Annotated in this window: 14 protein-coding genes; all 14 read right to left on the reverse strand. The window is 48.2% G+C overall.

What is annotated here, in order from left to right; translation table 11 throughout:
- Positions 1 to 122: 122 nt before the first annotated feature.
- Positions 123 to 950: a nucleotidyl transferase AbiEii/AbiGii toxin family protein gene (locus tag NSB28_RS15155; protein WP_109747605.1), complete on the reverse strand. Its 828-nt coding sequence runs from the start codon at positions 948 to 950 to the stop codon at positions 123 to 125.
- Complete coding sequence (locus NSB28_RS15160; protein WP_109747604.1) at positions 947 to 1,540, reverse strand: type IV toxin-antitoxin system AbiEi family antitoxin domain-containing protein; 594 nt, start codon at positions 1,538 to 1,540, stop codon at positions 947 to 949. Before NSB28_RS15160 ends, NSB28_RS15155 begins: the two co-directional genes overlap by 4 nt.
- Positions 1,541 to 1,680: 140 nt before the next feature.
- The gene (locus NSB28_RS15165) at positions 1,681 to 1,911 is read right to left on the reverse strand and encodes a hypothetical protein (RefSeq protein ID WP_109747603.1); all 231 of its coding nucleotides are present in this window, start codon (positions 1,909 to 1,911) and stop codon (positions 1,681 to 1,683) included.
- A 28-nt stretch (positions 1,912 to 1,939) separates the two neighbouring features.
- Complete coding sequence (locus NSB28_RS15170) at positions 1,940 to 2,440, reverse strand: tRNA (cytidine(34)-2'-O)-methyltransferase (protein WP_109747616.1); 501 nt, start codon at positions 2,438 to 2,440, stop codon at positions 1,940 to 1,942.
- On the reverse strand, positions 2,433 to 3,614 hold the full coding sequence (locus tag NSB28_RS15175) for an aminotransferase class I/II-fold pyridoxal phosphate-dependent enzyme (protein ID WP_109747602.1): 1,182 nt from the start codon (positions 3,612 to 3,614) through the stop codon (positions 2,433 to 2,435). Before NSB28_RS15175 ends, NSB28_RS15170 begins: the two co-directional genes overlap by 8 nt.
- Entirely contained in the window at positions 3,611 to 4,093 is a 483-nt protein-coding gene (locus tag NSB28_RS15180) for an Lrp/AsnC family transcriptional regulator (protein ID WP_109747601.1), read from the reverse strand. Before NSB28_RS15180 ends, NSB28_RS15175 begins: the two co-directional genes overlap by 4 nt.
- 27 nt (positions 4,094 to 4,120) lie before the next feature.
- The gene (locus NSB28_RS15185) at positions 4,121 to 5,140 is read right to left on the reverse strand and encodes an AIR synthase family protein (RefSeq protein ID WP_109747600.1); all 1,020 of its coding nucleotides are present in this window, start codon (positions 5,138 to 5,140) and stop codon (positions 4,121 to 4,123) included.
- Positions 5,141 to 5,167: 27 nt separating this feature from the next.
- Positions 5,168 to 6,826, reverse strand: coding sequence for a VanW family protein (locus NSB28_RS15190; RefSeq protein ID WP_187374324.1), 1,659 nt, complete (start codon positions 6,824 to 6,826; stop codon positions 5,168 to 5,170).
- 168 nt (positions 6,827 to 6,994) lie between these two features.
- The gene (locus NSB28_RS15195) at positions 6,995 to 7,711 is read right to left on the reverse strand and encodes a 3'-5' exonuclease (protein WP_109747598.1); all 717 of its coding nucleotides are present in this window, start codon (positions 7,709 to 7,711) and stop codon (positions 6,995 to 6,997) included.
- A complete protein-coding gene (gene nth / locus NSB28_RS15200) occupies positions 7,708 to 8,358 on the reverse strand; it encodes an endonuclease III (RefSeq protein ID WP_109747597.1) in 651 nt (216 codons plus the stop codon). The genes NSB28_RS15195 and nth overlap by 4 nt, the downstream gene beginning before the upstream one ends.
- Positions 8,359 to 8,370: 12 nt before the next feature.
- A complete protein-coding gene (locus NSB28_RS15205) occupies positions 8,371 to 10,236 on the reverse strand; it encodes a B12-binding domain-containing radical SAM protein (RefSeq protein ID WP_109747596.1) in 1,866 nt (621 codons plus the stop codon).
- 87 nt (positions 10,237 to 10,323) lie between these two features.
- Positions 10,324 to 11,370 (reverse strand): type IV pilus twitching motility protein PilT, encoded by a 1,047-nt coding sequence (locus tag NSB28_RS15210; RefSeq protein ID WP_109747595.1) that lies wholly within the window; start codon positions 11,368 to 11,370, stop codon positions 10,324 to 10,326.
- An 18-nt stretch (positions 11,371 to 11,388) separates the two neighbouring features.
- On the reverse strand, positions 11,389 to 13,050 hold the full coding sequence (locus tag NSB28_RS15215; RefSeq protein WP_257497573.1) for a GspE/PulE family protein: 1,662 nt from the start codon (positions 13,048 to 13,050) through the stop codon (positions 11,389 to 11,391).
- A 34-nt stretch (positions 13,051 to 13,084) separates the two neighbouring features.
- Entirely contained in the window at positions 13,085 to 13,798 is a 714-nt protein-coding gene (locus tag NSB28_RS15220) for a hypothetical protein (protein ID WP_109747594.1), read from the reverse strand.

Raw genomic sequence — 13,798 nt, forward strand, 5'->3', positions numbered from 1 at the left:
GATAAGAATTGTCATATCTTAATTCTTACCAAAAAGGAGTCATTTTTTTCAAAAGACACAAGTTTATTTACACTACCAGTATAAGCATTCAAAATGATGACCCATCTTGTACTTCGGTATATTTATTTTATCAGATTTTTAAGAGCCTCTATAATTTGCTCATAAGTAATGTGGGCAGCATATGCAAACTTTTTCTGATACTTTACCCACATATCTTGTAAATCTTCGCTGGTCGATATAACTTTGACAATCATATCCGTATCTTTAATATCTTCAGTACTTCCTCTATGTTCAGCCGTTGCCGCCAGTGCTTCCCGAAACAGTTTTTTATCATAATTTTGCGTTGTGCTGAGGATATAAATATCGTAATAATCTCTCGGTCTTGTATTGAATATGCCGCGACTCAAAATCGTTTCAACTTTCTCCGCCATCACTGTTTCAATGTTATAGCCCCATAGTTTGATGCACACCTCATCATCGAAAATGCCGCTGAATTTATACTGCACTGCAGACGGCGTAATAACATCCCCGGTCGACACATCAATAGAGAGCGGTGTTACTATCGTATCATATACAGCGTTTAATCTTACACAGAATCCACCGTATTTGTCATCCTTGCGAATCGGCAAAATAGACACAGTTTCAAAAACCACATCATCCTCAAGATTGATGCTGCATATATTCTTCACTGCTTCCGCAACTTTTTCCTCGGTCAATGGCAAATTTTTCAAGGTTGTATCCAAGTCCATTGTTGACCGGGTATCCAAGCCTACAATAGCAGCAATCAGCATTCCGCCTTTTATCACAAATTTCTCGCTGTACTCCGATTCAGACATTCTTACCAGAAAACGTTCGAACATATAATTTTGAAGAACTACCTGAGCAGCAATATTGTTACTCTTGGCATATTTTTTTATCTTTGCCTTAAGGCTCATTGCTTTTGAACTCATAACAGTACCTCCAAATATTTTTTCAATTCCCTTGCAACTTTAAATTGTTTAGCATATACAGATAAGCGATTTAAGTCCTTTTTATCATATACAGCATAATTCTTGATAGCGCTAATGACTGTTTCCTCATCGCAACGATTACGGCATCTGAGAAAATCACAAATCGTTCTTTCCACATTATAACATCTGACGATGTTTCCAAAAGTCGTGTTCTTGTGGGTAATTCCAATATCATGCAGTTCCGGCTTCACATAAAAGCAAATGCATTCACCTTTTAATGAATTGGGCAAAGAAGTATTGCTTGGGATAGTCACTGTGTGCGTAAAAGGTGTTCGTTCTGACAATCCATTTAAAAACAGAGCCGTATCATGGGAAAACACGATTCTGTCAGAGCGAAGCATCATCGTATACATATCATCATGTACTGCATCCGGCAAAGTATAAACGCCATGTCTGCACCGTTCCAAAAGGCCCTCTTTCACATAATTCGTCAGCAGCTGTTTTGAATATCCTAATGAAAGCACCTGAGATGTGGTTATCATATTGTTATTTTTTTTAATTTCATCATAGATCGTCTGATTGATATTCATTTTACGCCTCCCATCATTGACTTTCAACAAAGATTGTATCTCTTTTCAATTCAAAAGTCAACATTTAGAGATTGACTTTTGAATTGATATAATTTATTTTTTCAATTTAAAAGAAAAAAAGGCATAGCCAATTGTTACAGCTATGCCTTTTCCTGATATTTCCTGAACAGCTCCATGTCCTTCTCAGTCAGCTTTATGTTCGCTGTGTAGTTCCTGCCCTCCTCTGTAGTGACAGAGACTTCTATCACTGTTCCGGGCCTGACGGCGTCTTTTGAAACTGCTTTGATGAACTTAGGGAGCTTGGGATGGTTTTTCGTAAATTGTGACCAGGCATTGTGAAACTTCAGCATTCTCCTTGGGTCAAATCCCATCCTGCATCACCTCATCTCGTGTTTATGTTTATTTCCAGTCATAATTTCTCAGATGGCCTTCCAGCCTCATATGATCGAAATTATTCTGGCGCAGCGCCTCGTAGAGTACGATAGCCACAGAATTTCCCAGATTCAGAGATCTTATATCACCGATCATGGGTATCCTAACGGCTGTCTCCTGGTTCTCCACAAGTATCTCCTCGGGTATCCCCGCGCTTTCTTTTCCGAACATGATATAACAGTCCGGCTCATAATGGACCTCCGTGTATACCTGCTTTGCCTTGGTGGTGGCCATATAGATCCTGGCTCCCGGATTTCTTTCCAGGAAATCCTCATAGTTGATATATGTAGTCACGTCCAGATCCTTCCAGTAATCCATACCGGCCCGCTTCAGGGATTTTTCATCCAGACGGAAGCCCAGCGGTTCGATCAGATGTAGCCTCGTGCCCGTGGCTACGCAGGTTCGGCCGATATTTCCTGTATTGGCCGGTATTTCCGGTTCAAAAAGCACGATATTCAACTCAGCCATCCTGTCTGCCCCCATCTCTCAGCCGCTTTATAAAGTTCTCCAGCCTGCCAAGGGCCACCTTCAAATCTTCCAGGGAGTATGCATAGGAGATACGCAGATAGCCGTCCCCACAGTCACCGAATGCAGAACCCGGGACTACTGCCACATGCTCCTCATCAAGCAGCCTGGAAGCAAATTCTTCTGAGCTCATGCCAAATTCTTTAATGCATGGAAATACGTAGAAAGCGCCATAGGGCTCGAAGCATTTCAGCCCCATCTCATGAAAGGCATGCATCAGATAACGTCTTCTGCCATTGTAGGCTTTCCGCATCTCTTCTATATCCTCATCGCCGTTTTTGAGGGCCTCAATAGCCGCATACTGGCTTGTGGTGGGCGCACACATGATAGCAAACTGGTGCAGCTTCACCATCTGGCTGATGATCTCCTCCGGACCGCAGGCATAGCCCAGCCTCCATCCTGTCATGGCATATGCCTTTGAAAAGCCGTTAATGAGGACTGTCCTCTCCTTCATTCCAGGAAGGCTGGCGATGGATGTATGTCCCGTCTCATAGGTCAGCTCTGAGTATATCTCATCAGAGAGCACATAAATATCCTTCTCAATGACAACCTGGGCAATCTCTTCAAGCTCTTCTTTTGTCATGATGGCTCCTGTGGGATTATTCGGGAAAGGCAGCACAAGTATTTTTGTCTTCTCTGTAATGGCATCCAGAAGCTGCTGCTTCGTCAGCCTGAACTGGTTCTCTTCCCTGAGTTCTATGATCACAGGAACTCCGTCCGCCATAACAGCGCAGGGAAGGTAAGAAACAAAGCTGGGCTGCGGTATCAATACCTCCTCGCCCGGATTGAGCATAGCCCTCATACACAGGTCTATGGCCTCGCTGCCTCCCACTGTGATAAGCACCTGGCTTGCCGCATTGTAAGACACCCTGCACTTGCGCTCCAGATAACGGCTTATCTCTTCTCTCAATTCCATCAGGCCTGAATTGGATGTATAAAAGGTACGCCCCTTTTCCAGGGAATAGATGCCCTCATCCCTGATGTGCCACGGTGTGTCAAAGTCCGGCTCGCCCACACCAAGGGACACTACCTCCTCCATCTGATTCGCGATGTCAAAAAATTTACGTATCCCTGACGGCTGGATTACTTTTACTTTTTCTGCTATCGGATCTCTCACGGTGTCACCAACATCCTTTCATCTTTAGCCTTTTTTGCGAAAATTGTTCCATGATCCTTATATTTCTTCAGCACAAAATGAGTCGCTGTACTGAGAACAGACGGAAGTGTAGACAGCTTGTCTGATACAAATCCCGCTATCTCCTTCAGGGTTTTGCCCTCCAGTATCACCAGCAGGTCATATGCCCCTGAGATCAGGTACACAGACTGTACCTCCGGATAATTGTAGATGCGCTCTGCAATGCTGTCAAAGCCCTGTCCCCTCTGGGGAGTCACACGGACCTCGATCAGGGCTGTTGTCTTTTCCTTTGATGTCTTGTCCCAGTCTATCAATGTATGATAGCCGCAGATGATCTTCTCCTGTTCCATCTTACTGATCTCATTTGCTATAGATATCTCATCTGATCCCAGGATGATAGCCAGTTCCTTTAAATCGATCCGGCTGTTCTTTTCTAAAAATGTCAAAATCTCTTCTCTCATCTTCTAACCTCCATATTTCCCGCTTTATCATTGCCGCGGGGTCTTTGACTCTTCTTCATCCGTCTGCCCCAGGGCATATATCTCATCTGCCCTTGGCCGCTCCAGAAAACGCCTTTCCCCGCCGTTTAATACGACCCTGTCATTGCCCGGCGTAGCCTTTCCTATGACAACGGAGGGGATTCCCAGCTTTTCCAGCTCCCTGACAAGGGAATAACCGTCCGGAGTGCCGATCAGCAGGGAGCCTCCTGAGATCAGCCCGTATGGGTTAAGCCCGTACATCTCACAGATCTCTATCGTCTCCTGCCGGATGGGTATTTTCCTGAGGTCCGCTTCCAGGCCCGTGCCTGCACACTCTGCCATTTCCCAGAGGGCGCCGAATATCCCTCCTTCAGTCACATCGTGCATGGCATCCGCCCCGAAGCGGCTGGCCGCCCCGGCCTCCTTCACCACCGAAAGGTATTTATCAAAGTCTCTTGCTTCTTCAAGCATTGCCTCCGGAAAACGTTCCGAAAGCTCTTTCCACTTTTCTTTTACAATTATAGATGTGCCTTCCAAGCCTATCCATTTAGTCACCATCAGATCATCCCCCGGCTTCAGCCCTGAGGAGGTAAGGTAGCCGTCCTTTTTAGCCTTCCCTATCCCTGTCACGGTGATAACAGGCATATTAACAGCCGGTGTGGATTCTGTGTGGCCTCCTAATACCTGTATGTGCAGGTAAGCGCAGGTCTGCTCGACCTGCGCCATGATTTCCTTAAGCTCTTCTTCTTCACAGGAAACCGGCAGCAAAATGCTCAGCATCACAGCGACAGGCTCAGCCCCGGCCGAAGCCAGGTCATTCACCGCCGCATGGATACCCAGTTTCCCACAATCCACCGCTGAGGCTGTGACAGGGTCCGTGGTGCACACGAACACTTCGTCAGGCCCCAGCTCCAGAACGCCGCAGTCTTCCCCTACCCGGGGACCTGTGAGCACTTCCGGCCTGGTGGTCTTTAATTGTCTCAAAACGGACCGTTTTAATACGGTTTCCGGAATCTTACCTGCTTTCATACATGTTTCCTCGCTTTAACCATGTTGTCAATACTGTATGGGCTGTCCATTTTCATCATAGCCCTGGGGTGCATCAGACGGAACCTGTTCTTCAGCCGGCGGATTCTCCACCGGGGCTTCTGTGGCATCTGTCTGAGGTGCATCTGTCTGAGGCGCTTCTGTCTGTGGAGCATCTGTCTGAGGCGCTTCCGTGGCCTCTGTGGGAGCTTCAGTCTCAGGCGGTGCCTCTGTCTCACTCTGTCCTGTGCCGCCCGCTCCATTTGCTATGATGCTGTTGACCATATCCAGGTCATTAGCCGCTATTGCCTCATAGATAGCCGCTGATACAGATGGGTCATCTGTGGCTGTGCCTATCTCATAAGAGGTGGGCGTAGCCTGATAAAAGCTGGAATTCACCTGTGTAGTCTCTGTTTCTCCGTTATAATATACATTTTTCCAGAGCACTGCTGTCAAGCCTTCCATGGCTGACTGTATCTGCGCCACATATCCTACATTCTGGTCAGGCTTTGCGTAGAGCTTCACGCCCTCCGGCGTAGTGCGGCTTGTAACTTCACTGACATACTCTACCACTCTGTCAGCAGGTCTTGTCTCATGCCCGTAGATCGTAAATGTCAGCTCGCCTCCATAGGCGTATCCTTCTATATAAATAGGTGCGTCTGTATTATTCTGGAATACCAGGTCCATCAGCCCTTCAGCGATAGCTGCGTCCTTGGACGGATCCACATAGGAAACTGTCATCGTGTGGTTGGAACGCGCCAGCACATCCAGCTCTGATTTCAGAACTGCATTATAAAGTGTAGTAGACACCTGGCAGATACCGCCGCCGTAGGAATCCACCACCTTGCCGCTCTCATAGGAGGGAGCCAGCTCATAGCCGTTTTCCGCTGTAAACGGCACTACTGCATCTGTCACAGAAAAGCTGTCGCCAGGATAGAGAAGATGGCCGTTCAGCCTCTGTGCCCCTACTTCCACATTTACATTCCTGCCGTAAGTAGATCCATAATATGTGGTAGCTGTCCCCAGTACATCCTGCACCTTGCTCAGCTCTTCTTCCGTTCCCTTAGGCTTCACTTCCTCAGCTGCCAGCTGTATGGACGCCGGACTTCCATTGAAAGCTGTGTCCATGTAGTCTGTGATAGCCTTTACTGACTTGTCCACATCCACCTTGACGCCTGTCACGCCCGGCACTATCTCAAAATATCCGTTTTCCCTGGTAAGACTGCCGTCCTGCGCCTCACAGTTGAGCTGTACGCACTCTGTATTCACAAAGGAGGCCAGCTTGCTGCTGTCAGTCGTATACGTCAGATTAAATGTCTTTGTCTCATTTTCCAGATCTTTATTATCTTTATAGCGCTTGATCAGGTTTCCTGACTTGCCCAGGCCTGCGGCCTCATTCACCACGCTCTTATTTTCCCATGTAAGTCCCAGTTCAGCAGCTGTCGTGTCCAGCTGCTTATCGGCTACTCTTAAAGTAACCTTTGTATTTCCCATCTCGGCCACCTTGGCCTCAACTGCCTGGGATGCCTCTTCTACAGTCATTCCTGAGACGTCTACCCCTCCAATGTAGACCCCCTTATTGATCGTTCCTGCGGAATCTGACGCATCCGCCTGAACAGAAAACAATCCGCCTGACAGAACTGCCAGACTCAGTGCCGCTGCCGTTAACAACATTCTCCTTAATTTCATATAAACACTCCTTATCATTATCTAACCCTGTTTGTTGTGAATAGTACTGCGTGTTACATCACAAGTTCCAATACTACAGGCAATATCATCGCCACGACCAGCACGATAATAATTACTGCTGCAATTTTGCGCCTTGTTTTACTGCTGTTAAAATTAATCATATTTGATTCACCTCTTGATCCTGCCATGCTGCAGTATAATTTTATCTATCAACCTGGATGCCTCACTTTTTGTCAGCGTGTCCATAGGCACGTCTAGGTCTATTCTATGATATTTTATCAAATCTATCAAGTATCCTTTTTGGATTTTTGTGGCAGGACACTCTTTTTTCACCCTGCACACCATTGGACAGGCCTCAAACACCTCCGGCGCCTGCTCATAATAGCGCTGTGCCAGCTTTCTGTACACCTCGCTTGCCGCCAGGGCATCATCCAGGGCCCTGTGCTGGTTCTCAGTCTCAATGGAAAGATATCTGCACAGATATTCCAGCTTCCTGCTTGGGAGCTGGGGAAGGCATTTTCTGGCTATCTTCAGGGTATCAATGCCATGGCGTTCAAATTTCAGGCTGTTGTTCACCGCTGCCTGCTTTAAGAAGCTGTAGTCAAAGAGGATATTGTGCCCCAGCAGAACATCATCACCGCAGAAGTCCAGAAGCTCTCCCATGGCCTCCCTGATCTGTTTTCCCCCTGACGCCATCTCATCATCAATACCTGTCAGATTCGTTATAAAGTACGGAATGGGAATCCCCACATTAATAAATGTCCCGTAAGTCTCTGTGACCCTCCCCTCCACGATCCTTGCTGCGCCTATTTCCAGTATTTTGTCACCGGATGGGTTCAGCCCTGTAGTCTCCAGGTCAATAGCTATATACGTATTATTCTTCATTTCTTTTTCGCTTTCTTTTGTTTTTCCTTATATTCCACGCAGTAATACTGAAGGAAACAATCCTCGCACCTGGGGCTCCTTGCAAAGCAGATCTGCCGTCCAAAGGTTATGATCTGGATATTATACAGGATCCAGTGGTCCTTTGGCAGCACCTTCATAAGCTCCATCTCTATCTTTTCAGGATCACTTTCCTTTGTCAGCCCCAGTCTTCTGGATATCCTTTTTACATGGGTGTCCACAACTATACTGGGTTCATGGTAAATGTTTCCCCTTATCACGTTTGCCGTTTTCCGTCCCACTCCCGCAAGTGAGGTGAGATCCTCCAGGGATTCGGGCACCTCTCCGTTATATTCTTCCACCAGCCTTCTGGCACAGGCAATGATATTCTTTGCCTTATTGTGGTAGAAGCCCGTAGGCTTGATATCCTGTTCCAGCTCTTTTAAATCAGCCTGAGCAAATTTTTCCAGGCTGTCGTACTTCCGGAACAGATCCTTTGTCACGATATTGACTCTGGCATCTGTGCACTGGGCGCTGAGCATTGTGGCGATCAGAAGCTGCCACGGGGTCTCATGGTTCAGATAGCATTTATATTCTCTTGTATACTGCCCGTCCAGCAGATCCAGGATTTCTTTGGTGCGTTTTGTCATCTTTATCTCCTCTCATACATAGATGGCTCTGGCATCATCATTCAGCGGATCTCTCTGCTGATAATCAAACAATACCCTATATCTGCCTTTTTGTCCATCCCCCAATACGTCATGAGTAAAGTATTCCAGATGGGTCATTGTCATCATCTGCCTGGCTCTGTATCCTTCATACCCCTTCAGATGCACAGGCTCTTTCTCCTCAGACTTGTAAAATTCATACTTTTCGTCCTTATGAACGGCTTCATCCCCAGCCCACTCCGGCCTGCTCCTGCTGTTTTCCCTGAGATACCAGTCAAGGGTCAAAAGCTCCTCATAAAGTTCTGTCCTGTCATCCCCGCCCAAAGCAGGAACTTCTGTGCCTGAAGGCCTCCAGGGCTCATTTCCTGACGATCTCTCCGCCACAGGGCTGTGCATCATAATGAACTCTCTCAATATCTTAAACCTGGCCATCCTGGAATGGCTCATTTTGCTGTAGCCTCTCTCCCTGTAAAATCCGGCCAGCGCTTCATACATCCCAAAGGGATGTTCAAACTCTCTCTCCAGCCTCCGGACCGTCCTCTCAAACTGATGGCTGTTATAATATACCTCCACCATCTCCTCCACTGATTTTAAAAGAAGCAGACCATCGTATGGCAGCCAGGCTGAGCAAAGCACCTCATACTGGGGGCGGCTGTGGTAGAGGATACCATATTCTCTGGCCTTTTCATGCATCAGAGAGCCCTTCAGCACCTTCAAAAAACCCAGCTGGAACTGGTCCGGTGCAAGTGCATATACATCATTGAAGGAGCGTATAAAGCTGTCCATGTCCTCAAACGGGAGTCCCGCTATCAGATCAAGATGCTGATGGATATTGCGGGCTGAACGGATACTTAAGACATTTCTCTTCACTGCCTCAAAATCCATGACCCTGCGGATCTCTCTGACTGTATCTGTGTTCGTAGACTGCACCCCTATCTCCAGCTGCACAAGGCCCGGCCGCATAGTCTTTAAAAGAGCCATTTCCTCGTCATTCAATATGTCCGCCGCTATCTCAAAGTGGAAATTTGTAATGCCGTTGTCATGATCCCTTATATATTTCCAGACAGACAGGGCATGGCTGTGGCTGCAGTTAAATGTCCTGTCCACGAATTTCACCTGGGGGACTTTATGGTCCAGGAAAAACTGAAGCTCCTGCTCTACCAGATGAAGGCTCCTGAAACGCACCCTCTTATCTATAGATGAGAGGCAGTAGCTGCATGAGAACGGGCACCCTCTGCTGCTCTCATAATACACGATCCTATGCCTGAGGTCAGACATGTCACTGTACATAAACGGTATCTCATCCATGGGCGTAAAATCCCTGGGCGGGGTGGTCAGGATACTGCCGTCCTCCCGCCTGAAGCACAGCCCCGCAATGCGCGAAGCAGAACTGTCCGGCAGGCAGTATCCGCATCCCCTGTCCATCCCGCCCCTGTCCTGGATCTGCCTTCCGCTCCCGCAAATATCCCCGCATTCCAGGTAAGCCTTTAAAAGTTCCAGAAATGTCTGTTCCCCCTCACCAGCCATAACACCTTTAATATAAGGGTTCTTCTTAAGGAATGCACTGCTCTCAAAAGAGACTTCCGGCCCTCCCACCCAGATTTCCAGCGCGGGCATGATCTTCTTCAGCTCCTCCGCCACCTGCCTTATGTATTCCAGGTTCCAGATATAACAGGAAAACGCCGCCACATCAGGCTGCTCCTGATAGACCGCCTCAAGGATCTCATCCGGCCTGTGGTTTATGGTATATTCTAAAAGCTTCACATGCCCGGCATACTCTCCTGCATAGGCCCTCAGGCTGTAGAGCGCCAGATTTGAATGTATATATTTTGCATTTATTGCTGTCAATAAGAATTTCATTTTTCCTCCGTAATATAAAAGGCGGGAGTCCTCCTCCCACCTTCAGCCGCCGCTTTTTGAAGCGGCCCCGTTTTCTTTTTTCATGCCTTATAAATACTGAAGCAGCTCCTTCTTGTTGTTGGAATACTTCATTGCGTCATCCCTTGTGATCTTTCCCTCTCTCACAAGACGTGTAAGATCCATGTTCAGCGAGTGCATTCCAAGTGAAGCACCCGACTGCATAACAGTATTCATCTGGTGGCACTTATTCTCCCTAATCAGGTTTAATGCGGCGTCCGTACCGATGAGTATCTCAGTGGCAGGATAGCGCCCAAGACCTGAAGGCTCAGGAATGAGTGTCTGGGTGATGACTCCCTGGAGCACGCCTGATAACTGGGTCCTGATCTGATTCTGGGCCCCGGGAGGACAGGCATCAATGATCCTGTCAATAGTCAGCGCCGCCCCTGTGGTATGAAGGGTGGATAATACGAGATGTCCTGTCTCGGCGGCGGTCACGGCAGCAGAGATCGTCTCATAGTCACGCATCTCACCTACCAGGATCACATCAGGATCCTCACGGAGGGCGGAGCGCAGGGCAGAGGCGAAATCACATACATCCTCCCCCACCTCCCTCTGGTGGATGACAGAATGCTTCTGCTGGTATACATATTCAATAGGGTCTTCAATAGTCAGGATATGTTCCGCCCTTGTACTGTTGATATAGTCTATCATAGACGCCAGGGTGGTGGATTTACCGCTGCCTGTAGGGCCTGTGACAAGAATAAGCCCCCTCGGCTCATCAGCCAGCCTGCGCAGCACCGGGGGCAGCCCCAGTTCTTCCAGTACCGGGATCCTGTTGTTCAAAAGCCTGATAGTGGCTGCCAGCTTGCGCTGGTAACGGTAGACATTCACACGCTGCCTGTTCCCGTCAGGTGTCTGTATGGCAAAGTCCAGATCCCTGCCGCTCTCCAGCTCCCCTTTCTGAACTGAAGAAAGCATATTCATGATCAATTCCCTGCTCTCCGCAGCCGACATATATATGCCGCTGTCCATAAGACGTCCGTTGATCCTGAATGTCAGATCCATTCCTTCTGACACATGGATATCAGAGCATCCTTTTTCTCTGGCCATCAAAATCATCTGTTCTGCGTTCATATATTTGCTCCGCCCTTCCTATGAATAATAAGCTATTTTGACAAGCTCATCCATGGTTGTGATGCCTGCCCTGACCAGTTCCTGTCCTGCCTGCTTCAGGCTCTTCATATCCTGGGTGCGCACTGCATATTCAGTGATCTCCGCCATAGAAGCCCTGTTCGTTATCATCTGGCGTATCTCATCATCTATGTTCACTATTTCATGAATGGCAACACGCCCATTATATCCCGTAAAATTGCATCTGTTGCAGCCAACCGCCTTTTTCACTGTCATGATCTCTTCGCCCAGGATCTTGCGCTCATCAGGAGTTGTCTCTGCCTCCCTGCAGCAGTGAGGACATACCTTCCTCATAAGCCTCTGGGCCACCACGCCTACAAGGGAGTTGGCTATCATGTATGGCTCCATTCCCATATCGATCAGACGCACGATGGAAGATATGGCATTGTTTGTATGGAGGGTGGACAACACAAGATGTCCTGTAATGGCGGCTCTGATGGAAATAGAAGCCGTTTCCGCGTCACGCGTCTCACCTACCATGATAATGTCAGGGTCCTGGCGCAGAAGAGCCCTCAGTCCTGTTTCAAATGTCAGTCCTGCCATATTGTTGACCTGCATCTGGTTGATCTTTGCCACATTCTTCTCCACAGGGTCCTCAATGGTGGAGATATTCACCTGGCCCTTCGCCAGCTCCTCCAGCACCATATAGAGGGTTGTACTCTTGCCGGAACCCGTAGGACCAGTCAGATAGATGATCCCGTTAGGGGATTTAAGCATCTTCCTGAACTTCATGTAATCCGTTTCATTCATTCCAAAGGCATCCGCATGGTCAATGGCTCCATTGCTGGCCAAAAGACGCAGCACTGCTTTCTCTCCAAATACAGTAGGGATGACAGAAACACGGATATTGATCATCTCACTCTCTATCTTAGTCCGGAAATGACCGTCCTGAGGTATCCTTCTCTCCGCTATATCCAGATCTGCCAGGATCTTCATCCTGGCTATGAGGGATGCGTGGACAGACCTCTGAAGAGTGACATATTCAACGATCGTCCCGTCGATCCTCATACGCACAAGAGTCTTTGTCTCAAAAGGCTCTATATGGATATCACTGGCATGGGTGCTGTAGGCCCTCTGTATAAGGCTGCTGAGCAGCTTGATAATAGGAGCGTCACCTTCGCCCTCTTCCAGCTCAATCTCCTCTACTTCTTCCTTCATGCTGGTATTGGCATTCCTGGTGGCAGCCCTGGCCTCCACTTCCGCGTAATAATATTCTATTGCCCGCGCCACAGGCGCCTTTTCTGCCAGAAGGATCTCAAGGTCCTTCCCCACCAGCTGGCGGATATCCTCCAGCCCATAGAAATTCATAGGTTCATCTGTAACAACAGTCAGATAATGCTCGGATTTCCTGATGGCAAGGATATTATATTTCTCTGCCAGCGCCCTGGGAATCATCTCCACAGCTTCCAGCTCAGCCTGCACGCCTGACAGGTCTGTCAGCCTCAGGGTCAGCCTTTCCGCCAGAGCCTGAAGCTTCTGCCGCTCTGTGATAAATCCCATCTCGATCAGAAGGTCACCAAGACGCTTTCCCTTCTGGGCCTTCAAAGCCTCCTGAAGCTGCTCCTCTGTTATGTACCCATATTCTTTTAAAACCTCACCAATGGGGATATTCTTTATATTCACGCCTATTCCTCCATCTGCCGTCCTGCGCAGTTATCTATTTCTCGCACATGTAGATCTCCAGCCCCAGCCGGAGCACAGTGCTGGTAGAAGTGACAATTCCCTTCTTGTCTGTGATCTCATTAGTCTCATAATTCAGGTCTGTGATCCTGATTCCCGGATAATCATCTGAAAATACATCAATGAGCTGACGGATATGTACTGCATCTCCTTCTGTGGTAAGTGAAACTGCCGCCACAGAGATCATACTCTGCCCGTCTGCTGCTCCTGTGCCCACTGCTGCCGCTCCGCTGTCTGTTCCGGCGGCGGCATCTCCGTTCTGGGCTGCCGCTGCTGCCTCCTGCTTCTGCTGTTCCGCTAAAGCTGCTGCCTCAGAAGCATAATACGGCGCCAGCGACTGGGGTTCCGCCTTAAATGTAATGCTCATGTTCTTAGCTTCAAGACTGCATGAAAGCATCACACCTGTTACCAGTTTGTCAATCTCCTGGCTGCTCATCATATCGCTGAAGTTTAGGGCTTCCTCTTTCCAGGCCTTATCCGCCTCTTCATATTGTGCCTGATAAACAGGAAGAGAGGCGATCTTCTCTTCCATAACCTGTTTGCTCTGCTGGGCAACCTCTATCTCCGTATCCAGACTGGAACCCGTATCCAGCAGCGGAAGTATGCCAAAAACAGTAAACAGCACGCCTATGACAACTACCGCAAGAAATGCCAGCAGCTTCTTATCTCTCTGCGTTACCTCAAATGTCAT

Source organism: Murimonas intestini, from assembly GCF_024622195.1.
Classification (GTDB): Bacteria; Bacillota; Clostridia; order Lachnospirales; family Lachnospiraceae; genus Murimonas; species Murimonas intestini.